The organism is Mesorhizobium sp. B2-4-13, assembly GCF_006658535.1.
In the GTDB taxonomy this organism is placed as follows: domain Bacteria; phylum Pseudomonadota; class Alphaproteobacteria; order Rhizobiales; family Rhizobiaceae; genus Mesorhizobium; species Mesorhizobium australicum.
In genome coordinates this window covers 479,670-506,472 of sequence record NZ_VFVB01000002.1, presented here as the reverse complement: position 1 = coordinate 506,472, position 26,803 = coordinate 479,670, and the positions used below count along the sequence as shown (strand labels likewise).

22 protein-coding genes, 1 tRNA gene and 1 pseudogene are annotated in these 26,803 nt (G+C 59.4%); 15 read left to right on the top strand and 9 right to left on the bottom strand.

Translation table 11 applies throughout. From position 1 onward, the window contains the following. Positions 1-428: 428 nt before the first annotated feature. Positions 429-665, bottom strand: coding sequence for a hypothetical protein (locus FJ936_RS06570; RefSeq protein WP_141906252.1), 237 nt, complete (start codon positions 663-665; stop codon positions 429-431). A 192-nt stretch (positions 666-857) separates the two neighbouring features. Here FJ936_RS06570 and FJ936_RS06565 point away from each other — a divergent pair. From FJ936_RS06565 to FJ936_RS06535, 7 genes are all read left to right on the top strand, one after another. Further along, positions 858-2,047 (top strand): IS3 family transposase gene (locus tag FJ936_RS06565; protein WP_141906251.1). Its coding sequence is split into 2 segments (ribosomal slippage): positions 858-1,110 and positions 1,110-2,047, totalling 1,191 coding nucleotides; the frame shifts between segments, so codons are not numbered across the junction. Positions 2,048-2,094: 47 nt separating this feature from the next. Next, the gene (locus FJ936_RS06560; RefSeq protein ID WP_141906250.1) at positions 2,095-4,659 is read left to right on the top strand and encodes an ATP-binding domain-containing protein; all 2,565 of its coding nucleotides are present in this window, start codon (positions 2,095-2,097) and stop codon (positions 4,657-4,659) included. 158 nt (positions 4,660-4,817) lie between these two features. After that, the gene (locus tag FJ936_RS06555; protein WP_181763099.1) at positions 4,818-5,504 is read left to right on the top strand and encodes a DarT ssDNA thymidine ADP-ribosyltransferase family protein; all 687 of its coding nucleotides are present in this window, start codon (positions 4,818-4,820) and stop codon (positions 5,502-5,504) included. A 192-nt stretch (positions 5,505-5,696) separates the two neighbouring features. Next, positions 5,697-6,386 carry a hypothetical protein gene (locus FJ936_RS06550; protein ID WP_141906248.1) on the top strand — a complete coding sequence of 230 codons (690 nt, stop codon included), beginning with the start codon at positions 5,697-5,699 and terminating at the stop codon, positions 6,384-6,386. A gap of 483 nt (positions 6,387-6,869) precedes the next feature. Next, complete coding sequence (locus FJ936_RS06545; RefSeq protein ID WP_141906247.1) at positions 6,870-7,388, top strand: 2Fe-2S iron-sulfur cluster-binding protein; 519 nt, start codon at positions 6,870-6,872, stop codon at positions 7,386-7,388. Next, positions 7,385-8,371 (top strand): xanthine dehydrogenase family protein subunit M, encoded by a 987-nt coding sequence (locus FJ936_RS06540; protein WP_141906246.1) that lies wholly within the window; start codon positions 7,385-7,387, stop codon positions 8,369-8,371. The genes FJ936_RS06545 and FJ936_RS06540 overlap by 4 nt, the downstream gene beginning before the upstream one ends. Positions 8,372-8,412: 41 nt before the next feature. After that, complete coding sequence (locus tag FJ936_RS06535) at positions 8,413-10,701, top strand: xanthine dehydrogenase family protein molybdopterin-binding subunit (RefSeq protein WP_210245816.1); 2,289 nt, start codon at positions 8,413-8,415, stop codon at positions 10,699-10,701. Positions 10,702-10,963: 262 nt separating this feature from the next. Here the strand turns inward: FJ936_RS06535 and FJ936_RS30450 are convergent, their stop codons facing one another. Beyond that, a complete protein-coding gene (locus FJ936_RS30450; RefSeq protein ID WP_181763098.1) occupies positions 10,964-11,134 on the bottom strand; it encodes a hypothetical protein in 171 nt (56 codons plus the stop codon). 234 nt (positions 11,135-11,368) lie between these two features. Here FJ936_RS30450 and FJ936_RS06530 point away from each other — a divergent pair, with 234 nt between their 5' ends. The 5 genes and pseudogenes from FJ936_RS06530 (at position 11,369) to istB (ending at position 16,155) form a co-directional block, all read left to right on the top strand. Next, complete coding sequence (locus FJ936_RS06530) at positions 11,369-12,070, top strand: Crp/Fnr family transcriptional regulator (protein ID WP_141906244.1); 702 nt, start codon at positions 11,369-11,371, stop codon at positions 12,068-12,070. An 84-nt stretch (positions 12,071-12,154) separates the two neighbouring features. Further along, positions 12,155-12,400 (top strand): hypothetical protein, encoded by a 246-nt coding sequence (locus tag FJ936_RS06525; RefSeq protein WP_141906243.1) that lies wholly within the window; start codon positions 12,155-12,157, stop codon positions 12,398-12,400. 900 nt (positions 12,401-13,300) lie between these two features. After that, positions 13,301-13,528, top strand: a complete 228-nt coding sequence (locus FJ936_RS06515; protein ID WP_181763097.1) for a hypothetical protein — start codon at positions 13,301-13,303, stop codon at positions 13,526-13,528. 399 nt (positions 13,529-13,927) lie between these two features. Next, positions 13,928-15,494, top strand: a pseudogene (gene istA / locus FJ936_RS06510) (IS21 family transposase). Continuing rightward, the gene (istB, locus tag FJ936_RS06505) at positions 15,427-16,155 is read left to right on the top strand and encodes an IS21-like element helper ATPase IstB (protein ID WP_141906240.1); all 729 of its coding nucleotides are present in this window, start codon (positions 15,427-15,429) and stop codon (positions 16,153-16,155) included. Before istA ends, istB begins: the two are co-directional and overlap by 68 nt. A 281-nt stretch (positions 16,156-16,436) precedes the next feature. On the opposite strand, the gene FJ936_RS06500 is transcribed toward istB, so the two are convergent. The 6 genes from FJ936_RS06500 to FJ936_RS06465 all read right to left on the bottom strand — a co-directional run bounded on the left by FJ936_RS06500 (position 16,437) and on the right by FJ936_RS06465 (position 22,418). Continuing rightward, on the bottom strand, positions 16,437-16,703 hold the full coding sequence (locus FJ936_RS06500) for a hypothetical protein (RefSeq protein WP_141906239.1): 267 nt from the start codon (positions 16,701-16,703) through the stop codon (positions 16,437-16,439). 308 nt (positions 16,704-17,011) lie between these two features. Further along, a complete protein-coding gene (locus tag FJ936_RS06495; RefSeq protein ID WP_141906238.1) occupies positions 17,012-18,688 on the bottom strand; it encodes a DUF927 domain-containing protein in 1,677 nt (558 codons plus the stop codon). 190 nt (positions 18,689-18,878) lie between these two features. After that, positions 18,879-19,673 carry a hypothetical protein gene (locus FJ936_RS06490; RefSeq protein ID WP_141906237.1) on the bottom strand — a complete coding sequence of 265 codons (795 nt, stop codon included), beginning with the start codon at positions 19,671-19,673 and terminating at the stop codon, positions 18,879-18,881. 894 nt (positions 19,674-20,567) lie between these two features. Next, the gene (locus FJ936_RS06475; protein ID WP_141906235.1) at positions 20,568-21,662 is read right to left on the bottom strand and encodes a hypothetical protein; all 1,095 of its coding nucleotides are present in this window, start codon (positions 21,660-21,662) and stop codon (positions 20,568-20,570) included. 203 nt (positions 21,663-21,865) lie between these two features. Then, a tRNA-Val gene (locus FJ936_RS06470) sits at positions 21,866-21,940 on the bottom strand. A gap of 115 nt (positions 21,941-22,055) precedes the next feature. Next, a complete protein-coding gene (locus FJ936_RS06465) occupies positions 22,056-22,418 on the bottom strand; it encodes a response regulator (protein ID WP_006199474.1) in 363 nt (120 codons plus the stop codon). 162 nt (positions 22,419-22,580) lie between these two features. Here FJ936_RS06465 and FJ936_RS06460 point away from each other — a divergent pair, with 162 nt between their 5' ends. Next, positions 22,581-23,522: an N-formylglutamate amidohydrolase gene (locus tag FJ936_RS06460; RefSeq protein ID WP_140721345.1), complete on the top strand. Its 942-nt coding sequence runs from the start codon at positions 22,581-22,583 to the stop codon at positions 23,520-23,522. Between the two features lie 370 nt (positions 23,523-23,892). Next, positions 23,893-24,666: a histidinol-phosphatase gene (gene hisN, locus FJ936_RS06455; RefSeq protein WP_141906234.1), complete on the top strand. Its 774-nt coding sequence runs from the start codon at positions 23,893-23,895 to the stop codon at positions 24,664-24,666. Between the two features lie 137 nt (positions 24,667-24,803). Here the strand turns inward: hisN and FJ936_RS06450 are convergent, their stop codons facing one another. Then, positions 24,804-25,781 (bottom strand): alpha/beta hydrolase, encoded by a 978-nt coding sequence (locus FJ936_RS06450; protein WP_140789022.1) that lies wholly within the window; start codon positions 25,779-25,781, stop codon positions 24,804-24,806. A gap of 479 nt (positions 25,782-26,260) precedes the next feature. Here FJ936_RS06450 and FJ936_RS06445 point away from each other — a divergent pair, with 479 nt between their 5' ends. Then, positions 26,261-26,728, top strand: a complete 468-nt coding sequence (locus tag FJ936_RS06445; protein WP_013893124.1) for an Hsp20 family protein — start codon at positions 26,261-26,263, stop codon at positions 26,726-26,728. Positions 26,729-26,803: the final 75 nt, after the last annotated feature.

The following is a 26,803-nucleotide window of genomic DNA, read 5'->3' as shown; positions in this document are numbered from 1 at the left end:
CCCCAAAGAGCCAGGGGTGGCGCAGTACGAGGAGCATTCGCAGCGACCACTGGAATGTAGTTGTAGAAGACGACCGAATTCCAGAAGCGACAACGCTCCTGTGAGACATCTCGTCCGCTGACCAAGCGCTCGATCTTCCCCAAGAACATGTATGAGCTTTTGCCGCTGATATGTTCGTTGACAATGTCGTTTGTCATGTCCGGGACGTCGGAGCCCACGGGTGCTGACTCGTGGTAGTGAGACTCGCCGAGTATCATGAGCCTGAATCCACCTAGAAAATTGCCGGCATCGCCCCAGTCGTCGCCGCGCCACCTTGTAGCCATTAAAATATCTCCGTTTCGAGTTTGCAGCCGATACCTCAAGGTCACCAACAATCCGGACGGACGATATCTTTAGCCCTTTTTTGCAGCGGCGGCGCCCGTCCTGGCTTAGCAACCTTGGATCTCTGACGCGAACACATCTTCATCGATATTGGCCAAACCCAACCAATCTGTTTCAGCCACGAATCGGGCGATCGTTCGTTTGGTTTTGATTACCGATCGCCCGTCAAAGAGACGAAACAAGTCGGCACCGACCCCGTGGTCTGGATTCTCAAGGCGCGCGACACGATCGCGAAGATCTATCAATGGCTTAAAGCTAATCGTTCTTCGGTGGTTGTCGGTCATGAAGGTTCCTGAGTTCGAGTTTTCACGAACAAGAACCCTTCCATGGGCCGCAATTCAGACGTCTCGCCGAACTTTGTTTTTGGCTTTGCGCCGCATGTCAGCCATAAGTTTGGTTTGTATTTCCCTTGACCTGCCCCTAAGAATTTCCTCCATCTGAGATTAGAGTCCGGCCCTTGATCGAAGGACGGACTGATGAAGAGAAAGCGGTTCACAGAAGAGCAGATCATTGCGGTTCTGCGCGAGCACGAGGCGGGAGCGAAGGCGGGCGATTTGGCTCGCAAGCACGGGGTCTCGGAGGCGACGCTGTATAATTGGAAGGCGAAGTATGGCGGGATGGACGTGTCCGACGCCAAGCGCCTGAAGGCCTTGGAAGATGAGAATGCCAAGCTGAAGAAGCTGCTCGCAGACCAGATGCTCGAAGCCTCGGCGCTGCGTGAGCTTCTGTCAAAAAAATGGTAGGGCCCGCCGCCAAGCGCGAAGCCGTTGCGCATCTGCAGGCCGTCATGGGCCTGTCGGAGCGTCGGGCCTGTTCCTTTGTGGGCGCTGATCGCAAGATGATCCGCTACCAGTCCCGGCGTCCGCCCGAGACGGAGTTGCGTGGACGGCTGCGTGACCTCGCCAACGAGCGCCGACGCTTCGGCTACCGGCGGCTGTTCATCCTGCTCAGGCGCGAGGGCGAGGCATCTGGGGTCAACCGCATCTATCGGCTCTACCGCGAGGAGGGCCTGACGGTGCGCAAGCGCCGGGCAAGGCGGCGAGCGGTCGGCACGCGGGCGCCGATCCTGGTCGAGGCAAAGCCGAACGCGCGCTGGTCGCTGGATTTCGTCCATGACCAGTTCGCCTGCGGCCGGCGGTTCCGGGTGCTCAACATCGTCGACGACGTGACGCGCGAATGCCTGGCGGCGATCCCGGACACGTCGATCTCCGGCCGCCGGGTTGCCCGTGAACTGACGGAACTGATCACCCAGCGCGGCAAGCCCGGCATGATCGTATCCGACCACGGCACCGAGTTCACCTCGAACGCCATTCTCGCCTGGGCGAAGGATCATCGGGTGGAATGGCACTACATCGCGCCGGGCAAGCCGATGCAGAACGGCTATGTCGAGTCATTCAATGGACGGATGCGCGATGAGCTCCTGAACGAGAGCCTGTTCTTCGGCCTGGATCACGCCCGCAGTGCCATCGCCGAATGGAGGGAGGACTTCAACACCGCCAGGCCACATTCCTCGCTCGGATACCAGACCCCGGCAGCCTATGCCGAGGTCATCACCGCAACCGGCTCCGACGCTGCGCTAATCGAAGGCTCCGCGCCTCCGCCGGTTGCTCAACCCGCGCCACAAGGCGTAACAAAAACGGTCGAGGCTCTAATCGCAGCTGGATGACAATTTGATAGTCTACCCGAAAGGCGATTCGAGTGGGAGGGTTTTAGGTGCGCCAGCAGACAATTGAACGGGCGAAAGATGAGTTCGACATTCTTGGCGAACTCAGCGCGCGCTTGTCGCAAAAAATACGTGAAGGTTATCGGTCCGCGCGGCCCGAAATCATTCGGAATATTGAGCAAGTGGAGCTGGTGAATATCAGCGACGGCCTGACAAAGGCGTTCGAGGAAGTCGCGAAGCGTGGGTATGGACGTGTCGTGTTCGCAGACGAGTACGATGAAAACGGGGACTACGCTGGCGCTACTTATTATCGCGTTTCACAGGCCAATGCCGGTTTTCCGGACAGGCCAATCCGTCTTGTAGCTCGCAATTCGCCCATCGGAAGCCAGATAGCGTCCTGTTCGATCGGAGATGAAATCTCAGTTCGCGTACCGAAGGGAGAGCGCTCGATCCTCGTCAGCGGAATTGTCGATATTACCGGTATGAGTAATCTTCTTCGCGAAAATCCGGACGCGAAGAGGCTCCTGTTTAGGGTTGGCGAGGGCCTTACGGACGAGGAGGTATTCAATCTTCGGACCTTCGTCCGCTCGTTGCCGAGTCCTGTCCGAACGCCAGATTCCGAAGAGGTCGGAGGCGAGCCTGCCGCTGGCGGTCTTTCAACCGAAGTCGATGAATCTTTGTCGGTTGGTGGCCAGTCAGAAGACGAGGTCGTTCAAGCCCAGCCAACGCCGGAGTTGGATCTGTTGCCTTCGGACGAAATGCCCGACAATGCTCAAGCCGATCCTTTCTGGCATATCCGCCGAGACGCCTTTTTTGGTGATGATGCGGAGGTTTCGCTCGGCAGCCAGTTCTTCACACAAACAACAGCCAACCAAGAAGCCGGTATTCAAACGGTAAGAGGTCTCCAGATTGTTCATGGCATAGCAGGGAGTGGCAAGACGTCGGTCGCCCTGGGTCGGTTGAAGTTCTTCGCGAACTTCAGATCGCTCGAGAATCTGCTTGAGTACGGGTTGCACGAGCGGGACTTTGCTGACTTCGACGCCAGCGGCATGGTTGGCTTCGTGCTGAGCCCGAGTCTGGTCTCGTATCTCAAGCAGACGGCTGAGAGCTTGGACATCGGAGCCATGAAGATACAGGATTTCGCCGAATTCCTGCACGCCGAGCGCGCCCATCGTCGCGTATTCAACAGTCGTCCGTTCAAGAAGTCTTCGGAACCCTGCCACCCGGAGCTGAAGTCGGTGCGCTGGCTGAAGATACTAGATATCGTGGCGGCGGCGTACGTCGCAGACGGTATGAGAGAGATAGCCGCGGCTCCTCTCGTGAAGCCCGCGGTCCCCGGAGCTGAAAAAATATCGGACCGACGCTGGGAGCAAATGGTTACGGATACGTGGGGCAAGGGACAACTGAGGTTTCGGCTTCAGAGCTTGGTCAGAAGCTTGGAGGTAGCGCCCGATCTCGACGTGCGGACGTTTGTTTTGCGCAAAGTGGCAATCGAGATCGATCGTCGAGTTCGCGTTGGGGAAAATGAATCGGGCGGCCTTGAGCTGAGTGAGCGGCGAATTCTCCGCGAAGCCATTGAAAGCGTTCAACAGCGGCTGTTCAGGCTTCTCAATCCGCAAGAGCTGTATGTCCGCATTTTTACCGAGCCTGCGTACCGCACACGGATCGAGGAACTTGCCTTGAGTGTAGGCATCTCGGCGAAGGACGTCGTTGAACCAATAGTCGAGCGCCTTAGTCAGAACTTGGTCACAGATGACGATGTCATCTGCGCGCTGTGCCTGAACGCACTGTCATGCGATCAGTTCGAACGTGACATCAGGGCTATCCCCTACCTACGGACATTTGCGGAGCGAGTTGGCGTCTTTATCGATGAGTACCAGGATTTTAGCGAGTTGCAGGTCCTGCTGATGGGCTACAAGGCTCTCCCAAAGTACTGGCTCGTCACAGTTTCTGGAGACGCCAGCCAACGGCTTCATCGCGACGGTCTTGCAGAGGTGCAGCGGGCGTTCCCTCAAATAGCAATGCGCCATGCATCAGTTCTTCTGGACCGCAACATGCGCCAGACTGGTCCGCTTGCCGCTCTGTCAGCCTGTTTCCGTTCGCTGACGGAGGCGGATGGTGGTCAGATAGTCAGCGCCTGCAATGCCCCTTTGGAGGTGTATGAGGATCCTGAGGAGTTCGCGCGGATGGCGATCGATCGCATCGTCGCGCTACCGGAGACCGCTAGCGTCGCTGTCATTTGTGCAGACGACCAGGATGTTGATCGCTGGTTCGCGTTGATGCACGGCGATCTCGATGCGAACTTCCGAAATCCGATGATCTCAGATCATTCGAAGCTGACGATGCGGTTTCACACTCATTTCACAACCCCGGTGGAAGCAAAGGGGCTTGAATTCGACGCGGTTGTGATCCCGAACTTGGCGGCATACGACGGCTCTGACGCGGTCGGTAGGAACTCGCTGTACGTCGCGGTTAGCCGTCCGCGTCAAGCGCTTCTGATGGGTTGCGACTATGAGGCCATCGGTTCGTCGATGGTCGCCGGATTGGTTGATGTCGGACATCTGGTACTTCGAACCCGAGAGCTTGTAGGTGACGCAGTCGACCGCGTAGCATAGTGGGCTCAGCTGACCTGGAGCCATGACAGCTCGTTGGCTACTTGCACTCCTGATTGAGCCTCTCAGTCTGAGGTGTCTTTGGTTGAATGCACAATTCGGTTGTCGGACACCGGCCTGACCTGATCTACGCCCCATGTTGTGGGCATCGGGGGGACGGCATGACGCGCAAGAAGAACTACTGGGAGACAATTGCGGAGCACATTGCCGAGGTTGTCGGAGCCCGGCAGATCGAGGATGTTCTGCATTTCACCCGCCTTGAGAATCTGTCCGGTATCCTTGAACACGGACTTCTAAGTCGATCAGTGCTCCGGAACGCCGATTATGGCGTTTATGTCAGCGATGCCGATCGCCTCGACAGGGAAGATGACGCGATCTCGGTGTCGATCTCGTGTTACTATCCGAAGATGTTCGAAGCGAAGCGGCACCGCTCAGGCGACGAGCCGTGGGTCATCCTTGTGCTGCACCCGAGCCTTCTGTGGAATTACCCCTGCCGCTTCCACCGAAATGGTGCTGCGACAAATGCCACGAAATACCAGAGCGGCACGACACATGGCGGGTTCGCGCTCTACAAGCTTTTCGACGATTTCCCTATGACGATGGATTCGACGAAGACAAGTTTCCGCGCTGAGTACGGACTTCCGATAAGTTGGCCGACCTCCTCAGATTCCGAAGTCCAGGTTATGAGCCCCATCCACCCAAACTACGTCATGGGAGCCTGGATCGAGACGCCTGAACACTACGAGTTTGTCCAGGCAGCGTTTGCCACCAAAGGACGCAAAGAGTGTAAAGTGGTGGTTCAGCCCTTCAGCCCCCGAATCTGCCGTAAACCCTACTGTTGGGGATGAGCCGTCTGGGAGGACGCCTGTCCGGCCCGCCAAGTTCGGATAGTGACTGAGACAGAGGCGCGCGGCCGCTTGAATTGATCACCAGGCATTGAACGATGAAATCCGAATCAAACTGGAGCGGCTTAGTCGCCCCTTGTCCACGAACTCGTCGAGCGTCACATTGTTCCACAGGGTAAAGATGTGGGGGAAAGCATGGCAGGCTGGGTGCGGTATTCCATGTGGGACCGCTGGCGCGATCTAACGCGGTTCCGGCTGGCGTGTGAGATGGCGCTTGATTCTTACAAAGCCTATGTGAACGACTTTCCGGTATCGTCTCCATCGCCAATGATCGTCCATGATCCCTCCGGCGATTCTGGATTCAAATGCGTTCTTGACGATTTCAAGCAGGTGTTGAACGACGGGGAGGTGCTATACCGGACACTCTATCCCACGTACGTCGCACTCACAGAGGACCTGGCGCGCGAACTCGTCGAACGGCTCGTGGCCGACAAAGGGGTCGCTCGTACGAGCTTCGCGGGCATGAAGGCTGGCAACATCAGCGAGGCCGCTGAGCGCTATGTGACTGATGTAGCAATGGAGGTTTGGGGCGATGCCATCTTGAAGGCGAGCGGCCGGGGCTGGTCGGGTATCAAAGGCAGCAAGCGCGCCGTCGTTGAAGCAGTGACGGTCCGCAATCTTTGTGCTCACGGCATTCCTGTCTTCAACCGCAAGGCGATCAACCGGATAGCAGCGGCGGCAGGGCGCAATATCGCGGTCAAGGAGGGCGATCCGATCAAGCTCGATAAGAAGCGCTTCACCAATTACACAGCAACGCTTCGGGCGTTTGCGCGCGCGCTCGCAGATGGCGTGACGAGCCTTCCAGATGTTAAGAAGGGCTCGTAGCGCCGGACTGGCCCGACAGGGCGATAATAGCCAAGTTTGCGTGGGCGGTGGTGTAGTCGTATTCGGTATCGTCACGAGCACCCAACGGAGGCGAAAGGTGCGGTTCAAACACATGCGGCTACAATGTGCGAACGTCGGCGACTGACTCCAATTACCTGCCGATAGGTGAGGGGTCAGTGTAAAATACCCATTTCACACTATTGGACGTTTCCAAGGATTTTCCCCAAACCGCTGACCCGAAAGTGACGCACTTTGCCAGAGGGTGAACGGCAGCTTTGCGCCCAATCTTGGCCAACTAGGTGGATCAACGAGGCTCCCGTAAGCGGACATCGCCGCCGTGCAGCCGAAACGCGATCGGTCTCGCTGGCGTTCATCGGCAGAGGAATATACGCGCCGGGGAACTTTCACCAGACCTCTAGGTTTTTCGAGTGACCTGCAAGTCAGCCAATTCCAGATGGTTGGCCGAAGTAAGAGGAGTTGGTGATGTGCCTGACCATCAACGGGCGAGAGGTCGAGGTGCCCGACGATTCCCGGGTGTCGCTGCTCGATCTTCTGCGCGAGCGTCTCGACCTCACGGGTACGAAAAAGGGTTGCAACCAGGGCGCTTGCGGAGCCTGCACTGTCCTGGTCGATGGCGAGCGCATCATTTCCTGCCTTGCGCTCGCTGTTCAGTACGACGGGCGCGCCATAACCACGATCGAAGGCCTGGCAAACGGCGGGTCTCTCCACCCGCTTCAGCAGGCATTCATCGATCATGACGGGTTTCAATGCGGATACTGCACGCCCGGCCAGATCTGTTCCGCGCTGGCAATGATCGACGAGCTTCGGCGCGGGGTGCCGAGCCACGTCACCTCGGCCCTCACGACCGACGAGATCGTGCTCGATCGCGAGGAGCTGCGAGAGCGGATGAGCGGCAATCTGTGCCGGTGCGGCGCGTATAACGGCATCGTCGACGCAATTCTCGACACTTTCAGCGACAGTATGGACGACGTGGCCCGATGACTCCCTTCCAGTATGCACACGCGAGCGATGCCGCCGATGCGGTGCGGCGCGCCAGGGTGACGGGAGCCATGTATCTGGGAGGCGGCACGAACCTGGTCGACCTCATGCGCGAGACCATCGAGCGGCCCTCGGCGCTGGTCGACGTGACCGGCTTGTCGAGAGACATCATCGAGCAGAAGAACGGCGGACTGCGGATCGGAGCGGCGATGCGCAACACGGCTCTCGCCGAGCACCGTCTGGTGCGGAAACGCTATCCTGTGCTCACGCGCGCGATCGTTGCTGGCGCGACCGCCCAGATCCGAAATATGGCGACCGTCGGCGGCAACCTGCTTCAGCGCACGCGCTGCACGTACTTCTACGATGAAGAGGGCTCGCGCTGTAACAAGCGCCTCCCCGGACAGGGTTGTGATGCACTCGACGGCTTCAACCGCGGGCACGCGATTCTGGGAGCCTCGAAGGCATGCATCGCGGTGAATCCGTCCGATATGTGCGTCGCGCTCGCCGCCCTCGATGCCGTCATCCACCTGGAGAGCCTGAGCGGCTCCCGTAGGCTGCCGTTGACCGACCTGCACAGGTTGCCTGGAGACACGCCGGATATCGAGACGGCGCTGGCACCCGGCGAGTTGATCACCGCGGTCGAGTTGCCGCCGCTGCCGCCGTCGATGCGCTCCAGCTACCGAAAGGTGCGAGACCGGGCGAGCTACGCGTTCGCGCTGGTCTCGGTCGCGGCTGCGCTGGAAATCGAGCATGGGCATATCAAGGACGTGCGGCTCGCACTCGGCGGCGTCGCACACAAGCCTTGGCGCGCCTGGAAGGCCGAAGAGGCCCTTCGCGGACAGCCAGCGAATGAAGCGATGTTCGGCTGCGCAGCCGATGCCGAATTGTCCGAGGCTCGGCCTCTGAAGGACAACGGGTTTAAGATCGAACTCGCGCGCCGCACGATCGTCGCGATCCTCTCGCAACTCGCGGGAGAACTGGCATGAGCATTCGGGAGAAGGCCAAGCAGCGTCTGCAAGCCACAGCGATGTCGGTGGTGCAGAAAGCCGTCGCTCTGGCGCCTGACGCGTGGGTTCCGGGTGGCCACCCCGATCCGCTGATCCACCACAGGAGCGGCCTGATCGGCGCCCCGGTCCCGAGAATTGACGCCCCGCAGAAGGTAGCGGGCCAAGCGCGGTTCGCAGCCGAAGTTCCGTTGGACGGCATGCTTTACGCGGCGCTCGTCTACAGCACGATTGCCAAGGGCAGGCTTGCTTCGCTCGACACGTCCGCGGCGGCGGCCGCACCAGGCGTCGCGCTGGTGATGACACACCGAAACGCGCCGCGGCTGCAGCCGCTACCGACCTTCACATCCAACATGCGGTCCGCGGCCCAGGACTCGATCCCGGTACTCCAAGACGATCGCATCCATTGGAATGGCCAGCCCGTTGCGCTTGTGCTGGCCGAAACTCAAGAACAGGCCGACTATGCCAAGTCCATGTTGCACCCTGTCTACGAGCCCGAGCATGCGGTTACTCGTTTCGCTGAAGCAAAGGCGGCCGGCCTTGAGACGGGCGCCATGATGGGCATGCAGTTCAAGGACGAAATTAACGACGCTGAAAAAGTGCTCGCGACGTCTCCGGTGAAGGTAGACGAAGTCTATTCGACGCCCCGCCACAATCACAACGCTCTCGAACTGCACGCTGTCACGGTCATCTGGGAGGACGACAACCTCACTGTTCACGACGCGACGCAAAAGCTCGCGCATACCGCTTGGTCGCTCGCCCACGCCTTCGGGCTGGACGAGAAACAAGTCCGGGTTCTCTCGCCTTACGTCGGCGGCGGCTTCGGCGGAAAAGGGCTGTGGCAGCACCATTTGCTTGCTGCCGCCGCCGCGCGCCTCGCTGGCCGCCCGGTCCGGTTGGTTCTCACCCGCGAGGGTGTCTACCGCATCGTTGGCGGGCGCACGCTGACCGAGCAGCGGGTCGCCATCGGCGCGCGGCCGGACGGTAAATTCGAGGCGCTCATCCACATCGGGAAGGTCGCGATGACCCCCCACAATAACATGCCTGAACCGCTCATTATGGGCACGCGCGGCCGCTACGCGGCTCGCGCCTTGCGGCTTGAGGTGCAGGCCGCCCGTGTCGACATGATGGCCAACACCTTCATGCGCGCTCCGGGTGAAGCTGTCGGCACCTTCGCGCTCGAATCCGCCGTCGACGAACTTGCCGCCCGCCTGGACATGGACCCGATCGAACTGCGCCTGCGGAACGAGCCGGATAAGGAGCCAACGAGCGGGCTACCCTTCTCGTTGCGCGAGGTCGAGAAGATCTTTCGTGATGGCGCCGAGCGCTTTGGCTGGAGCCGTCGCAACCAAACGCCGGGCCAGCGCCGCGAGGGCGAATGGCTGATCGGTACGGGTGTCGCGAGCGGGACCTATCCGCACAACCGCATGCCAGGCGGTGCAGCCCGGTTGACCGTCACGCGAGATGGCCACGCAACGGTCGAGTTTGCCGGGCAGGAGATGGGCATGGGCACCGCGACAGTACACGCCCAAGTCACCGCCGAGCGCCTCGGCCTGCCCATGACGCGGGTGGCTGCGAAGTATGGCGACAGCTTGCTTCCGGGCAGGGTCATGGCGGTCGGCTCGGCACAGACTACTTCGTTCGGCGCAGCGATCGCGGCCACGCACAAGAAGCTGGTGAAAGAACTGACCTCGCTCGCCGGCAATGATAGCCCGCTTGCCGGACTCTCGCCGGACGAAGTGGGTGGCCTGAACGCGGGACTCGCCAAACTCGACGACCCGACCCGGCATGAGAGCTACGCATCCATCCTGTCCCGCGCCGGCAGAATGGAACTGACGGTCGAAGCAGAAGCTCCCCCACCTCTGGAGACCATGCATTGGTCCATGCACTCGCACTCGGCCATGTTCTGCGAGGTGAAGGTCAACGCCGTCACAGGCGAAATCCGGGTCAGCCGCATCTTAGGATCGTTCGCCTGCGGTCGCATCCTCAATGCAAGGACCGCGTCGAGCCAGTTCCGAGGCGCCATCATCATGGGCATCGGGCTCGCGCTGATGGAAGAAACTCAGTTCGACGAGCGCAATGGCCGCATCATGAACGCCAGTCTCTCGGAATATCACGTGCCAGTGCACATGGACGTGCCCGAGATCGAGGTGATGTGGACCGACACGCCAGATCCGCATGCGCCCATGGGTGCGCATGGCGTCGGGGAGATAGGCATCACCGGAACCGCCGCCGCCATCGCCAACGCGGTGTTCAACGCCACGGGTAAACGCATCAGAGACCTGCCGATCACCCTCGACAAGCTGCTGTGACCCGGTAGATGTCGCGGGGTCGCCTCTGTTGGGTCTCAGATCTCTCACGGGCTGCACAGCCGTTGCCTTCTAATGGATGGCTTTGCTGGCGCTGCTGGGTCGCCACGGCAGTCTGTGCAGCCGCAGGAACAGCGCTTTGGAGTTGGACATCTGTCGATTGCCCAATCGAAGCACTGGAACGGAGGGAGCTCGTCTCGGCTGACGCCGGGGCGGGTTTTCCAGCATGGCCAGCACGGTCATCCCGATCCAGCGCGCATATCGATCACTTGGGCTCTCGGTGCAGCGCATCGGACAGTGTTTGACGCAATTGCCACCCGTCGATGGACTTCTGCACGTCGAGCGAAATGGCTTGCGCGGTGATCGGCGCGGCCCACGAAACGAGGGCAACGCTGACCGAGAACGAGATCAGCAGTGCGAAGGCGGTCGCGAACAAAACGTGGTCCTCTTTGGAAGCACTAGCTTTACGGCCGTCAGTCCGATTCGTTCATTCACGATCCGAGAGCCTATGTGTCGTGGTTAATCCATGCTTAACGAGCCGTGGCGACTTTATGCGCAGCCGTTTGCTAAGAGCGCAGATGGGGCGTAGCCTCAGACATCGGTCGCCGATTTGTCCGGATGCTGCCGACAGTGAGAGGGTACGTGCTCTTGCCCGATTGGGAGAAGAGCCATGCCGCAATCCATGCTTCGCAACCATGTCTTGAAAACCCTCACTCCTGAGGATTTTGGGCTTTTATGGCCATCGATGCATCACGTCGAACTGGCCCTCAAGGCCCGGCTGGAGATCGCGCATCAACCGATCGAGCATGTCTATTTTCCCGAGACGGGCATCGCGTCGGTTGTCGCCGCCATGACCGGTGGGCGGCAAAGCGAAGTCGGCATCATCGGCCGCGACGGCATGACGGGGATAGCGGTCGTTCTCGGCCAGGACCGATCTCCCAACGAAACCTATATCCAGGTCGCCAGCAACGGCTGGTGCCTGCCGGTTGAACATCTGCGCATTGCGATTGCCCAGAGCCAGACCCTTCGCCTGTCGCTGCTTCGCTACGCCCACGCATTCCTGGTCCAGTCGTCGCGAACGGCGCTGGTCAATGGCCATTCGAAAATCGAGGAACGGCTCGCCCGCTGGTTGCTGATGGTCAACGATCGCGCTGAAGGAGATATCATCTACCTGACGCATGAATTTCTGGCGACCATGCTTGGCTCCAGGCGCCCGGGCGTTACCACCGCCCTCCAAATGCTCGAATATCGGGGGCTGGTTCATGCCAAGCGCGGCGAGATCACGATCGTCGACCGCACCGGAATGATAAAACTCACGGATGGTGCCTATGGCCAGGAGGAGCAGCGTCACTTAGGTACCGCCTCCGGCTGACTGTCCGGAATCGGACATAGCCTTGAAGACCGCACCATGTTGGTCGAAAGTAGTGTTGGGTTTGGGTCCAGAGAGGAACTCTCGATGACCAACACTTTTCACACGATTACGATTGAAAGGGCGGCTGAGGCCTACGTTCTTTCCAGAGGCAGAGCCCGGTTTCTTTCCATCGCACAAGCCATCCGCGCCATCCGGACACTGATGCCAGCCTGTAAGGCCACCGACCACGACTTGGAGGAAATATTGGCAGCGGCATGTATCACTCATAATGTGCCCGTAGCGTTTGACACCATGACGGTCGATGGTTCCGAACAGCGGCTGCATTCATAGGGCTTCAAATGTCTGCGGTTGACGTCACGCCTACTGCATCGGCCGCTCGCCAAGCAATCGTCCGCTACCTTATTGATAATGTCGACCATCCGAGCGTTTCCATATCGGAGGTGATCCGTGCTGTGAGAGAGGTGCTCCCGCTTTGCGAGTTAACGGATTGGGAACTGGCCAATCACATAGCCAGAAGCGCTAGCGACGCGGGAATTATCGTTGAGTTGGACGCGAACATGCCCTGACCGGGATTTGGGGATGGATAACATGGCACTCCGACGTTGGAAGAGAGCACCACTGCTGGCCTTGATCCTCGCATGAAAAGCCACTGAATGAGAATTCAGCCGCACCTGTGGAAGCGACTAAGAGCGAACCTGTTGAGCCGCCTGTTCGCCAGAATCTCAGAAGACCCAACATCATCTGAGTTTAGGCTCGACGGACCTGACTAAGCCGAATTTTCTCGCTTCGTGAGCGAAAGCGCCTATAATGCTTAACCGGGTGAACGAGCAAAATGCCGATGTCCTTACGTGGCCGCGCGCTGTTCGATGTTTACGTTGCGAGCAGCCTAAATCATTCGAGTTTGAAACTCTTGGGCATTGGCACCCATGTGTTCAATCTGTCCTGCGATGCTGCGGCAGCACACATTCCAGTTAGCGAAATGACTGAAGAAGTTGGGCCGCTCGCTTCAGCCCTGTTAGCGGCTAGAAAAGGGTGAATGCCGACCAGACAGTCAGAATTGCCCCTCAATAGCCACATGGCTATCACACGGGCGCGTCTGACAGCGCAGTCGATCACGCCAAAATCAATTGCGGATTCCACACGCCTGTCGCACTGTCCGAGTTTCGTAGCTTTCGAGGAGGAAAGGCTATGTTGTACCCCGGTCAGTGCTTGGGACCGTGCGAGATCGATATGCTCTCTCGCGTGTGCCGTATTGTATGCAAGGAGAACGGCACTCCCCTTGAATCGCAGCAGGCCCAGCGCATCGCGTCCCACCTGCTCAAGCTGTTTATGAACGGCCTGACAGCCGAGGAGGAACTGCTGGATGCCGAGAGGAACCGCGCCGGACGGCTAAAGCAGTCGCTCCAGCATCAGCTTCCGCATCAGAACATTGTGGCCGACAGCCAGCTGCACGGCTAGGAAGTGCCAAGCTCCCCGGCCGGTGCCTGGCGGGCACCGCGGCACCACTGCGCGGACTTCTGCATGGCCCACAGTGGGAAGGCTGAGCAGACGTCCATCTGCTGCGCCGAAACCCGATCCACTCGGCTTGGCGTGGAAAGCCGCAGGGAGGGGGCTTAATTCACTCCTTTGAAAAGTTCCCATCGATTTTCGGACTCAGCTAGTTCGGCTACCGTATGGGCAATGCCACGGCGACCTTGAACCCTTGATTTGCGAGAACCGATCGCTGCTGGCGATTTTGATTGTGAATCGGCGTGCAAAATTGACCCCCTAAGCCGGGGAATCGGCGTCCAATTTTGACCCCCCTGATGCTTTGATTTTGCGACCATCAGCTCGTCGTAGCGAGCGGATGGTGTGGGGATGAAGTCGGTGGATACGATTGCTCGGGTTCGGCGCGCATTCCATGTGCAAGGATGGTCGCTCAAGCGGATTTGCCGCGAGCTGCATGTGTCTCGCAACACGGTCCGCAAGATTCTCAGATCCGACGAGACATCATTCTCCTACGAACGCGAGCGGCAGCCCAAGCCAAAGATCGGCCCATGGCAGGATCAGCTTGACGGGTTTTTGAATGGCAACCGTGGCAAGGCGGCGCGCGAGCAACTGACACTGATCCGGATTTACGAGGAGCTTTGCAGCCTCGGCTACGAGGGAGGCTATGACGCCGTCCGCCGATACGCGAAGAACTGGGCGAAGGCGCAGGGGTCGGCGATGGCGGACGCCTACGTGCCGCTATTCTTCGCGCCGGGCGAGGCCTACCAGTTCGACTGGAGCCACGAGATCGTCCTGATCAACGGCGTGACAGTGACCGTGAAGGTCGCCCATGTCCGGCTCTGCCACAGCCGCATGATGTTCGTCAGGGCCTATCCGCGCGAGACGCAGGAGATGGTGTTCGACGCCCATGACAGGGCCTTTGCCTTCTTCGGCGGCGCCTGCACGCGCGGCATCTACGACAACATGAAGACGGCGGTGGAAACGATCTTTGTCGGCAAGGACCGCCAATACAATCGCCGCCTCCTGCAGATGTGCAGCCACTATCTGGTGCAGCCGGTTGCCTGCACGCCGGCGTCGGGCTGGGAGAAAGGTCAGGTCGAGAACCAGGTCGGGCTGGTGCGCGAGCGCTTCTTCACGCCCAGGCTGCGCTTCAAGACCTACGAGGAGATGAACGCCTGGCTGCAGGACAAGTGCGTCGCCTACGCCAAGGCGCATCGTCACATTGAACAGCCGGAACGAACGATCTGGAACGTGTTCGAGGAGGAGCGCGGCAAACTGATCGAATATCGCGGCCCCTTCGACGGGTTCCACGCGGTGCCGGCTTCGGTGTCGAAGACCTGCACGGTGCGCTTCGACACCAACAAATACTCAGTCCTGTCGACGGCCGTCGGCCGCCCGGTCGAGATCCATGCCTATGCCGGCAAGATCGTCATCCGCCAGGACGGCGTGGTCGTCGCCGAGCATGCCCGCTCCTTCGGGCGCAACGAGACGGTCTACGATCCCTGGCACTATGTTCCGGTCCTCGCTCGCAAGCCTGGCGCCTTGCGCAATGGCGCGCCGTTCCAGGACTGGGTTCTGCCATCGGCAATGGAGCGGCTGCGGCGGAGATTGAAGCCGGCGCATGACGGCGATCGGCAGATGGTGTCAATCCTGGCCACGGTGTTGATCGACGGCATCGATGCCGTGGAGGCTGCCTGCCAGGAAGCGCTCGACCAGAATGTCTGCTCATCCGCCGTCATCATCAACATTCTGGCGCGGCGGCGCGATCCGGCGCCGGCCATTACCATCCTCACCCCGGACGCGCTCCGCCTGCAGCATGAGCCGCAGGCCGACTGCGCCCGCTACGACAGCCTCAGGAGGGCAAGCTGATGGAACGCACGCAGGTTCTGGAACTGATGGGAACGCTGAAGCTCTATGGCATGCGCGGCGCCTATGACGAGGTCATGGCGACAGGCATCAAGCGCCAGCACGAGCCGCCGAGGATCGTCGGCGATCTGCTGTCGGCCGAGATCGCCGAGAAGCAGGCGCGCTCCATCAAATACCAGCTCACTGTCGCCAAGCTGCCGATCGCCAAGGACATCGATGAATTCGACTTCGACGGCACGCCGGTTAACGAGGTGCTGGTCCGGGACCTTGCCAACGGCACCTTCGTCGCCGACCAGCGCAACGCCGTTCTCATCGGCGGCACCGGAACCGGCAAGTCGCATCTGGCAATCGCCATTGCCCGCGCCCTGATCCGCAACGCCTCACGTGGCCGCTTCTTCAACGTCGTCGATCTAGTCAACCGGCTCGAGACCGAGCACCGCGGCGGCAAGCAGGGCCGTATCGCCGACTACCTCACCAGGCTCGACTTCGTCGTGCTCGATGAACTCGGCTATCTGCCCTTTGCCCAGGCCGGCGGGCAATTGCTCTTCCACCTGATCAGCAGGCTCTATGAACGGACCTCGATCATCGTCACCACCAACCTGGCGTTCGGCGAATGGCCCGCCGTCTTCGGCGACGCCAAGATGACGACAGCGCTGCTCGACCGTCTCACCCATCATTGCGAGATCATCGAGACCGGAAACGAATCCTGGCGCTTCAAGAACCGCGCCTGATCACCCCATCAAGCTGCCAAGCGCCATCCGCGCTCGCCCGGGCTGCGCAACCCTGACCAGCTCCGCCCGGGCGAGCGCTGACCGCCGCACATTACATAAGGGGGGTCAAAATTGGACGCCGATCGGGGGTCAGTTTGGAAGCCGTTTGACAATTTTGATAGCCTTCCCCGATCGGTCAATCTCGAGGCCGTGAAGCTCCACCAGTTCCACCAGCAACGTGATAAAGGTCGTAGCGGTGGCTCGTCCACCCTTCTCGATCGCGCCGGCAATGGTATCCGCAATTACAGGGTAACATTCTCGCTCCAAAGCTGCGTTTCGTCATGATCGATGATCGAGCAGAAAAGCTCATGAAGGTCTTCGAACCAGCCGGTATCGGCCGGTATAATAACATCGCGCTCCTTGAACCTATGGGCCAGGTCGTCAAAGTATCTGATAAATGGGATGGGCACCTGCGTCTGTGGCTCGTTGCCTTTCACTCCGCTGCTGAGCCAATCGATCAGAGCGCTCTTGGTAGTGATGGCTGGACGTTTCCCAACGGTAGTCGGCATTGTTGTCTCCATAATTGTTAAAATAGGGGATCGGGTTTGCAGCCTGCTCCCTGGGATGACCAACTCGGCAACGACTGGCGGAAGACGGACATGATCGTCGCTCCTTCCCGGTCGAATAGGATGGTTCTTGAACCTTTACGGTAGGGCACTTTCGCCAGTGACCGCGCGTAGATCTCACGCCGCGGTGGCAACCCATTCAGTCAGGGCACCTTCCGACTGGACAGTTCCTCTGTCGGAAGGAGAATGAGAGAGTGACCTGGCATTAGTCTCGATCGGCCGTCGAGGCACTCACGTGCCGGTACTCACCTTCAGTCGGTGTCGAGATAAATCCAGTAGACCCGCCCTTTTGCACAAATCTTTGAGGGAGTTTTAATCGTCAACTTGGGGTTTTTGCCGCGCTCTGTCTTTGCCAGTCCGAGCCTCCGCAATTGCTGCATGATGGCCTTATGGTCTTCGAACTCAGCCCTGAACCGTTCTGACGGGATGAGCAGTGCCTTTCTCCCCGTCGCCCGGATTAAATACCCTGGCGATCCACTGAACTTCTTAAGGCTCACTGGACCTGACAAGGTTTTGACCCGTACGATGGCGTCGCCCTGCTTCTGAACGTATTTCGCCACACGCTCCAGCGCCGAGGAACCGGTGGCTGCGGTTTTCGCCGATCGCCCCTCCACCTGATCGAACACGTCAAGCAGGCTCTTCGTCAGGCTGCCCCACTCGTTAGGTAACAAGTCCCATTTGCGAGCGAGCATGCCTGCCGCAAACATCATAGCGAATACCTTCTTCACTCGCACAGATGACGCATCCTTGCCGAGGTGCTTGCTGAGCTTATCCAGGAACAACGCCATCCATTTTGAGATTTGTTCCTGGATCGCATTCTCATCCTCAGAGGCAGCTTCGATCAATCTGACGACGAAGGCCCGGCCAGGGTGACCGTAGTTCTTCGCGCAGATGCCCCGAAGTGTCGCCACCGCTTCACTTGCATCCTCAAACCCGTCGGGAACCGTGGCCAAGACCCCCTTCGTCTTATCGACGTTGATTGTCACCATCCGAGAGCTCACGGCATCGACAATCTCCTTCGACGCCTTTATCAACCGGCTGAGGGGTTCATTGCTCGTGCTCAACAAAGCCACTCGGACGTCCGTGGACGACACTGGGTCTGTCAGTCGCGTTCTGGTTCCGGTCGATGCGAATCTAAACGCAGCCGCCTGCAGGAGATCGGCCTTTTCGCGTGCATTGCTGCCGGCCGAGTTCGCCTCATCCAGCATCAACAGCACGTCGGCGTGTGACTCTTTCAGCGGATCCAAGCTGCCAAGGGTTCGATTCCAGTTCTGCCCACCACCGCTATCGCTGTTGCGCTTCCCGGACCAGACCGACGCAGCCAGCACCGCGACCGTGGATTTTCCTGTCTCACGGTCCCCGACAAGCTCAATTTGCGGGTTGAGGGTTCCTTCCGGTACGAACCGCAGGAGCGGCGGCACGAACGAGTAAGCGAGCATAGCCAACGGCAAAGGCTGACCCGCGATAATCCGTCCGACTTCTGTCATCCAAGCTTCCAAAGTCCCCGCCGCCTCGAATCTCGGATCGCGCTGAAATGCAACGATGATTTTCTCCGAGCGGTGCTTAGGAGAGACTACCGTCCTATCTCCGAAGACGAACGACTGACCGCACCAGCCCGGATGCGCCGCGACACTGGCCAGTCTATATCCTTTGGCATCTTCGATCTGCTTCTTGAAGCGGTTCTTCGATTTGGTCGTCAGCAGGATGCAGCCCGCCCCAGCCAATTTGGCAAGGACGCCGCTCTCGGCGGCATGGAGCTCCTGGATTGAGAACCATATCGATCGCAATGCAGTCCCGTAGCACACCCAATGAGTGCCGTTCTGGTCTTCGACGAGGTCAACGATTGCGACCTCGACCTTTGCGTTGTCATGATTGAGTGCGTTCGCCGTTTCCCTTGCGGGACGCGAGCTATTATTTTCAAGCGTCATGTTTTCACCTGTTTTCAGCTAGATTTCCCACCTTCCCACCCGTGGATCGGGTGGAACCCAAAAAATTTGAAGGGGATGATGTTGATCGCAGTGTTGTATCGAGAATGTTCTCAAAGTGGCTTCGGATGAACCTCCTATGGCAGTGTGAGCATGGTTTGAGCGGGTCTTCCGCAATTCGAGAAATACAAAGCTACCGCAGGGGAATGAATTGACCTGATCGATAAGAGCATTTGTTGGTGATCATCACATCGACCAGATTTTGTTTGTGAAGCCAGGCGAGAACTTGGTTGTGGTGGGGGAGGTCGATCCGAGTTCCTTCCCGCCTTCTTTTTTTCTTGCCGTTAATGTCAATGACGGCTTTCTGCGGCCAGAAGGCTTTGAACAGATAAGACAGCTGCTTTCTCCGATGGTTCACCGATTGCGATTTGATAGGAGCTGCCCCGGTTGAAGTCCGCTCGTAACCCCAACGACCCCTAAGGGCAGGTCGGATCGCCTGAGCTTTTTCGCGTGTTGTCACGAGATGCCAGTGCAGCTGGTAGGTCCGGCTGGTTGGTTCGAACTCACCATGCAGAAAACCGACCAGGAGCCCTTTCCGCGCAAGGATCCCAGCCCTCCCAAGGTGGGTCCGGAATTCGCCTTTGATCGATTTCGCGCTGGCTCTATCGAGGGCTGCCGGGTCGAGGTGCCAGTGGCGATTGATGACCGTCACGACGTTGAGGTCGTTGTGAGGAATGTCCTCAACGGCATCGAGCAAGGCCCCGATAATCTCGGCGCGTAGCTCCCTCATGTGACGAGACGAAGCCAAGGTTGGTTGTGGTTCCGGGCTGATAAGGCCGAAGCGCAGGAGCCTTTGAAGTTCTTTGGTCCTCGATCGATATTTCGGGCAAGTTTGAAGCAGCTCGAGGCGCTTCTGATCTTCGTTCCGGGAGAATGACCGCGTTTCAAAATAGCGCGATTCATCCTCCCACTGCCGTGTGGGTGGCATAGGTTCACCATGGTGTTAGAGGGGGTAGGGCGCCCCGGTCAGTCGCGACCGAGGTCCGACGTTCGTGCGGCGTCCATCGGCCTAGTGCTAGTCCCCGACAGAGTAGGTCATTCCGAACTGCCGGGTGTCCCAATTCACAATTTCGCTTTCAGGCCACCAACGACGGCCCCATAAGTATGTCGGCTCCGGGAAGCCAAGCGCTGCATCTTTTTGCCATCGGCTAAGAGTCCTTTCGCTGATGCCGAAGCGGGCGCAGACCATGTTGGCGTCGAGGGTTGGGATCCGTTTGCAGGAAGTCGCAGTCGATTCAGAGAAAACGGGGGACATGTTGGTTCCTTTAAGGGTTCGAGGACGCGATGACGGGCCGGTATGACCGTGCCTGCGTCCTCTCCGATCGTTCGGGTGTAGGCTAAAATAGTCAGCTACAGGGACGGCGATCGCGCTCACGGTTCTCGCCGCTCACCACTCAAGTCTTTGATCTGAAAGACCTTTACGGTGGGAGTGCTTTCTCTCACGAGCCTAGCCTTGGGTGAAATGACGCGGTCGGGTTGCGGACCTCTGGTGAGTTGGCAGGTGTTTTCGCGAGTGTTCGCCTCTTCCCAGGCGATCACGTCAGACAGCCGATAACGGACAGAACGGGAAAGCTTGACGAATGGTAGGAAGCCCCCAGTGACTCTACGATTTCGCAGAGTCTTGACGGATATAGCCCACCTCTCAGCAAGCGCATGCTCGTTCAGAAAGGTCTCGCTCCGGCGATCAGAAGTTTGTGTAGTTTCAAGCATCGGAAGTCCTTTTTCAAATTGAAGGACTTCCTAATTGAACCGCAAATCGCTGGTGAAAAATGCTGAAATTTCGGCTTGCACCCGTGTAATTTTAAATTACACGGTTTATCCCTCAAAATTCCAGTTTGCTTGGCTTTTGCCGGCCGGCCTTCGGGTAGGCGAGGGTTTGTAGAGTCATATTGTAGTTGTCGCGCACATTCTCTTCGAAAGGCTTAGGATCAAAAGCCTCGGCCTCCCCTGGGGGAGGCTCTATATTCGTCTTCATCATACCAGGCGTGAGAGTGTCGAAGACGAACCTTGCCCTGCCAAGGCAACTACGGATGTGGTCTGGATAAGAATGCAGGCTAGCGGGATTAACAATGATCCGATGGAGGAGACACTCCCCGTCGCCGAACGAGACGTTATAGGCAGCATAAGCGACCGCGGGTGCAGCACCCTTGTGATCTAGCTCGTTCTTGATCGTCCTGGTCTCTCCGATCCTTCGTTTGTTTGGTCTTTCAAAGGATTGCTTTCCGCCAGTCAGAATGCCTTCGATGGATGATCGCCACTCAATCGTCGAGGGCACCTGTCGCGCCTTGTTGGCACTCAAAATGTTCGAAAAGTTGGCTGGACCAATTTGCCCCATCAGATGGTGAAGGCCTGTGTACATTATCAGCGCATCGAGTACCCAAGCTGAGGTCTTTTTCGTCTCGGCGGCGATCTGATCTGACGTTTCGGGCCATCGTTCCGATGCAGCTTGCTCGACAAGATGATGTAGCCCCTGAAAGAACCCTCGGTATGAGACTAGGCGTGCGTGCATGGTGTCGATGTGCCCAGTCGGGAAATCTGATGGTCGATGGTCTCGCTGAAGTCCTTTCGCGACCGATGTGACTGAGGAGAGCAGCGTCCGGAAGTGAAGATTTGAGCTAGCTGGATCTGCCAACCAGGCTGCCAACATTCGCCCGACAATTGGTCTCTCCACCTTGGGGAGTTCATCGTCTAAAATTAGAGAGAACAGCTCATTTGGGTTGATGACACCCCCTTCGATGACCGACATGAATGGGATGGCGCCGGCGTCAGGCGGGGAAGCCGGTTGTTCCAAAAGTACGCGACGGATATTCTTAGTTTTGAGCTTCAGCGAATTTTTCGCCCAGTAGCGTTTCATACCGCGACGAACCTTTTCGCTCGGGCCGGCTACCGGAGTCCCTTCCTGATCATCTTCGTCCATCCACGACTTCTCCTAAGCTAATGCTAGGCTAGTCCTAGCATGAAGGACCGACTTGAGGCGATCAAACGGCGAGGGTGGGACTACCTCAATGTTCCGGATTTTTCCCCGTTCGCTGATTGCTATCTGATTGCTGTAACCGGTCAGCGCCGGAGTGCCGCGTATGGCGCTGCGTTAAAAAACTAAGCTGTTTCAGAAAGATAGGATGGTGGGCGTGACAGGGATTGAACCTGTGACCCCTGCAATGTCAATGCAGTGCTCTCCCGCTGAGCTACACGCCCATCCGAAGCCGCGCATACACCATTTTTGGTCAGGCGCGTCAATAGCAGGAAAAGAGGAAAAACACGTCGTCCCGCCGCGGCTGTGGACCAACGCCGGCGGCTTGCGAAAGGCGGTTCAAGCCGCCTGCAGCATCTTCTCGACCTCGTTGACCAGATCGCGCAGGTGGAAGGGCTTGGACAGCACCTTGGCGTCTTTCGGCGCCTTGGAATCCGGGTTCAGCGCGACGGCGGCAAAACCGGTGATGAACATGACCTTGAGGTCGGGATCGATTTCGGTGGCGCGACGCGCCAGTTCGATGCCGTCCATCTCCGGCATGACGATGTCGGTCAGAAGCAGCGAGAACGGTTCCTCACGCAGCCGCTCATAGGCGCTGGCGCCGTTGTCGAAATCGCTGACCTGATAGCCGGCGCGCTCCAGCGCCTTGACGAGGAACCGACGCATATCGTCGTCGTCTTCCGCCAGAAGAATGCGTGCCATGTTATCCCGTCCGAATCACCCGCCGGAGACTGCCGTGGGGCAGGCCCGTTAACCATCCTGTATATGAGGAGGTGAGAGTAAACATCAAGTGAACGCGGACGCGCCTGACCCACATTTGCCCAGCGGCACGACCGCCGAAATGCTGGACATGCGGCCAGCAAGGTGGCAGTTTCATGCCATGATGCACTGGTGTTTTCGGGTTCGTTCAAATTGAAGACGGCAGCCGAGGATTTTTCGGTCTTTCCACCCTTCGAAATCCGGTCGGGCGCCGAGCAGCGCGTCCCCTTCCTTTTCAACTCGCCGCATAGCGGCCGCTACTATCCCGAACGCTTCCTTGCCATGGCGAGGCTCGATCGCAATGCCATCCGCCGCTCGGAGGATTGCTATGTCGACGAGTTGTTCGGCGGCGCCGTGGCGCTCGGCGCGCCGCTGCTGGCGGCGAATTTCCCGCGCGCCTATCTCGACGTCAACCGCGAGCCCTGGGAACTCGACCCGCGCATGTTCGCCGAGCCGGTGCCGTCCTTCTGCAACATCCGCTCCGCGCGCGTGGCCGGCGGGCTCGGCACCGTGCCGAAGCTGGTGGGCGAGGGGCTCGACATCTATTCGGGCCGCTTGCCGCTCGCCGAGGCGGTTGCCCGCATCGAGGCCGTCTACAAGCCCTATCATGAAACGCTGAAGCGGCTTTTGACCAGGACCCACGCCCGGTTCGGCTTTGCCGTGCTGATCGATTGCCATTCGATGCCGGCGAGCATCCGTGTCGGCGACAACGGGCTGCGGCCGGATTTCATCATCGGCGACCGTTTCGGCATCTCGGCCACCGCGGCCCTGACCGAAACCGCGATCGGCCTGTTGACCGCGATGGGCTATACGGTTGCCCACAACAAGCCTTACGCCGGCGGGTTCATCACCGAGCATTACGGCCGTCCGGCGCGTCATTTGCACGCGCTGCAGATCGAGGTCAATCGCGGGCTCTACATGAATGAGCGGACATTCGAGAAAGCCGCCGGCTTCGACGCGCTGGCCGACGATCTGACGCGGTTTTCAGCCGACCTGATGGCGATGCCGGACCATCATTTCATCGATCTGCCGCTGGCCGCGGAGTGAAGACCACGCCTTGTCTCATGCGTGCCACCGCCCAAGATTTTTGTGTGCTTCTTTGGACGGCCCGCTCCAGGAGCGGCCGTGAAAAAAAGACCGCATCGTTTGCACGATACGGTCGAAGTCTAGGGAGGAAACGCCCAAGGAGGGCATGGACAGGAAACCCTGTCCGAGATTGAGGGTATTGTGCAGCGCACAAATGTCAAGCGACGTTTAGGCTTTTTTAATTCAGAGTGATGTGGAAATTGCGTTTCGATGACGTTGGAGTGACATTCCGGCAACAGTTGTCGCGGCGGATAAATCGATAGACAAGCTTGTCTTGGCGGGGAAGTCGCGGCAAGCCCGGCTAGGGCGCGCTGCAAAGCGGGAGAATCAGTTGGACATCAGCATCGATTTCATGCGCCGTATCGCGCAAGCGGCGGCGGCGGAGACCTTGCCGCGCTTCCGCGCCCAGGGCGCGGTCGCCAACAAGGAAAAAGGCAGTTTCGATCCGGTCACGGAGGCCGACCGCGAGGCCGAGCGCGCCATCCGGGCGCTGATATCGGCTGAGTATCCCGACCACGGCATCCTGGGCGAAGAGCACGGCAGCGAGAACATCTCCAGCCGGCATGTCTGGGTGATCGATCCGATCGACGGCACGCGCGCGTTCATCTCCGGCCTGCCGGTGTGGGGGACGCTGGTCGGGCTGACGGTCGATGGTGACGCGGTCGCCGGCATGATGGCCCAGCCCTTCACCGGCGAGCTGTTCTACGCCAACGCCTCCGGATCACATTATGAGGGGCCGGGAGGGCCCCGCAAGCTGACGACCAGCAAGACGACGAAGCTGGCCGAGGCCAGGTTGTTCACCACAACGCCGGCCCTGTTCAAGGGCGAGGCACGCAATCGCTATGACGCGTTCGAGCGGCAAATCCAGCTCGCCCGCTATGGCGCCGATTGCTATGCCTTCGCCATGATCGCCTCGGGGAGCGTCGACATCGTCGCCGATCCTGGATTGAAGCCCTACGACATCGTGGCGCTGATCCCGATCATCGAGAAGGCAGGCGGGGTCGTGACCACCTTCGACGGCGGGCCCGCGGAGAATGGCGGCGATGTTCTAGCGGCCGCGACACCGGAGCTTCATGCCGCCGCCATGGCTGCCCTGCGCGGCTGACATCGCCTCCGGTCGGCGGCTCTCGACCGCTGGAATGCCGCCAGCGTACGCCCATAGGTCTGCCTGAACGCCGCCAGCGCCTCCTTCCTGAAAAAGGGAGTGTCAGCTACACCCTCTCGCGGAAGAGCCGCGGCCCGTCAGGCTGTCGGGTCATCTGAGCCGGGGACGAAGGCGTCGAAGGCAGCGAGGAATTGTTCGCGGTAGAGATCGGCTTCCTGCAGGATTTCGTGCTTGGCACCGTCGATCATCAACAGCGAACCCAGCCGTAGATTTCTCGCATATGCCTCCACCGCCCTGGTCGAGACGACCTGGTCGGCGCCGGCGGCGATGATCAGCAGCGGCACCTGAATGCGGGCCATGAAGTCGGGGTCGCTGATGGCTGCCGACGCCTTCGCCGCCGCCTGCAGCCAGCGGATCGTCGGGCCGCCGAGCGCCATTTGCGGATATTCTTCATAAATGCGCGTGTTACGGCGATAGCGTTGCGGATCCGATGTCACCTTGTTGGCTTCGAAGGGCAGCGTGTGTCTCGGCCTTGGACCCCAGGCGGCATAGAGCCAGCCGAGCCCAAGGGCGCAGAAAAACGAACAGATCCGGCGCACCGTCCCTATCGAGACCGGCAGGTCGGGCAATGTCAGGAACGGCGCGATCAGCACCATGCGCCGCACGCGGTTCACCATCGACGGCGCGGCAAGCAGCGCGATCACAGCGCCGGCCGAATGGGCGAGGATATAGTACGGTCCGCGGCAGTCCGGCAGCACGATCTCTTCGAAGAACTGCTCCAGGTCAGCCGTATAGTCGCGGAACGACCTGACATAGCCACGCTGGCGATCGCGGATCAGCCTGTCCGAACCGCCCTGACCGCGCCAGTCTAGGATGGCGACACCAAAGCCGCGCGCGACAAGGTCACTGATGGTTTCGAAATATTTCTCGATGCACTCGTTGCGGCCGCCGAGCAGCACCACGGTGCCCCGCATCGGCCGCGCCACCGCCGCGAACAGGCCATAACGTATTTTCTTGCCGTCGCGCGTGGTGAAAAAGCCGCCGGTGGCGTTTTCCGGTCGCGGATTGCCCTCGGTTTCGTGGAAGAGCGGAGTGTCGTGGAAAAGATCCGTCATTCGGCGCTTTGTGCTCGGCGTCCTTGCGCGCCAGCCGGTCGCGGCTGGCCTCGTCACGGTGATAGACGCCAACACATCAAAAGCAAAGCAAATCCGGGTTATGGAGGACTGCGACGGGTAAGGCCGGAAGCGGCTTTGAGCGCGCTTCCGGCCCCTGTCGATCCGGGAGGAAGGGACGTTAACACCCGGTTCGGCCTCGTTGCGGCACCTTCGCAGATCCGGCGCCGCCAATTCTTGATCTTGAAAGCCACTTTAGCGCTGGCTGTCTGAACGGGCGCCGAAGCACCGGTTCATCTGCCGTTCATCAAAGGTTGGCTGCCTCGTTCTTTTTTGCCGTCAAACGAAACTTGAAATGCTTTCGAGCGCTCCCCAGATGTGGGTTGCGGTCGCCAATCGGGGCCGCTGGTCCTCCCGAAACGCCGCTCGCGGGTTTCGCACCGACCATACGCAAACCATGTTGCTCAACAGGAGAACACCTCATGCGTCACGTTGATTTTTCCCCGCTTTACCGTTCGACCGTCGGCTTCGACCGTCTCTTCACCATGTTGGATTCGCTTGCGCAGCCCGACGGCGCGCAGACCTATCCGCCCTATAACATCGAGCGCACCGGCGAGGATTCCTATCGGATTTCGATGGCCGTCGCCGGCTTCTCGGACGAGGAAATCTCGATCGAAGCTCACCGTAACGTGCTGACCGTGAAGGGCGAGCGCAAGGACGAGGGCACCGGCGAGGGTTCCGAACTGCTCTATCGCGGCATTGCCTCCAGGGCCTTCGAGCGCCGCTTCCAGCTTGCCGATCATGTTGAAGTCGTCGGCGCCGCGCTGAAGAACGGCCTGCTCTTCGTCGACCTCAAGCGCAACATTCCCGAAGAGCTGAAGCCGCGCAAGATCGCGATCACCTCGGCTCCGGCCAAGGCCAAGCAGATCGAGGCCAAGACGGCAGCCTGACGGCCGTATAAAATCTAAAGTCTCCTCCCGAGACGGAAGCGGCGCCGCGAGGCGCCGCTTTTTTGTCCGAAGATT

Excerpts from the sequence above, each read along its gene's own strand:
- FJ936_RS06450 (WP_140789022.1), bottom strand. The coding sequence starts at position 25,781 with ATGACGGATCTTTTCCACGACACTCCGCTCTTCCACGAAACCGAGGGC.
- FJ936_RS06550 (WP_141906248.1), top strand. The coding sequence starts at position 5,697 with ATGGCAGGCTGGGTGCGGTATTCCATGTGGGACCGCTGGCGCGATCTA.
- FJ936_RS06535 (WP_210245816.1), top strand. The coding sequence starts at position 8,413 with ATGTCGGTGGTGCAGAAAGCCGTCGCTCTGGCGCCTGACGCGTGGGTT.
- FJ936_RS06570 (WP_141906252.1), bottom strand. The coding sequence starts at position 665 with ATGACCGACAACCACCGAAGAACGATTAGCTTTAAGCCATTGATAGAT.
- FJ936_RS06490 (WP_141906237.1), bottom strand. The coding sequence starts at position 19,673 with ATGCCACCCACACGGCAGTGGGAGGATGAATCGCGCTATTTTGAAACG.
- FJ936_RS06530 (WP_141906244.1), top strand. The coding sequence starts at position 11,369 with ATGCCGCAATCCATGCTTCGCAACCATGTCTTGAAAACCCTCACTCCT.
- FJ936_RS06495 (WP_141906238.1), bottom strand. The coding sequence starts at position 18,688 with ATGACGCTTGAAAATAATAGCTCGCGTCCCGCAAGGGAAACGGCGAAC.
- FJ936_RS06465 (WP_006199474.1), bottom strand. The coding sequence starts at position 22,418 with ATGGCACGCATTCTTCTGGCGGAAGACGACGACGATATGCGTCGGTTC.
- FJ936_RS06445 (WP_013893124.1), top strand. The coding sequence starts at position 26,261 with ATGCGTCACGTTGATTTTTCCCCGCTTTACCGTTCGACCGTCGGCTTC.
- FJ936_RS06545 (WP_141906247.1), top strand. The coding sequence starts at position 6,870 with ATGTGCCTGACCATCAACGGGCGAGAGGTCGAGGTGCCCGACGATTCC.
- FJ936_RS06540 (WP_141906246.1), top strand. The coding sequence starts at position 7,385 with ATGACTCCCTTCCAGTATGCACACGCGAGCGATGCCGCCGATGCGGTG.
- FJ936_RS06475 (WP_141906235.1), bottom strand. The coding sequence starts at position 21,662 with ATGGACGAAGATGATCAGGAAGGGACTCCGGTAGCCGGCCCGAGCGAA.
- FJ936_RS06515 (WP_181763097.1), top strand. The coding sequence starts at position 13,301 with ATGCTCTCTCGCGTGTGCCGTATTGTATGCAAGGAGAACGGCACTCCC.
- FJ936_RS06500 (WP_141906239.1), bottom strand. The coding sequence starts at position 16,703 with ATGCCGACTACCGTTGGGAAACGTCCAGCCATCACTACCAAGAGCGCT.
- istB (WP_141906240.1), top strand. The coding sequence starts at position 15,427 with ATGGAACGCACGCAGGTTCTGGAACTGATGGGAACGCTGAAGCTCTAT.
- FJ936_RS06555 (WP_181763099.1), top strand. The coding sequence starts at position 4,818 with ATGACGCGCAAGAAGAACTACTGGGAGACAATTGCGGAGCACATTGCC.
- FJ936_RS06525 (WP_141906243.1), top strand. The coding sequence starts at position 12,155 with ATGACCAACACTTTTCACACGATTACGATTGAAAGGGCGGCTGAGGCC.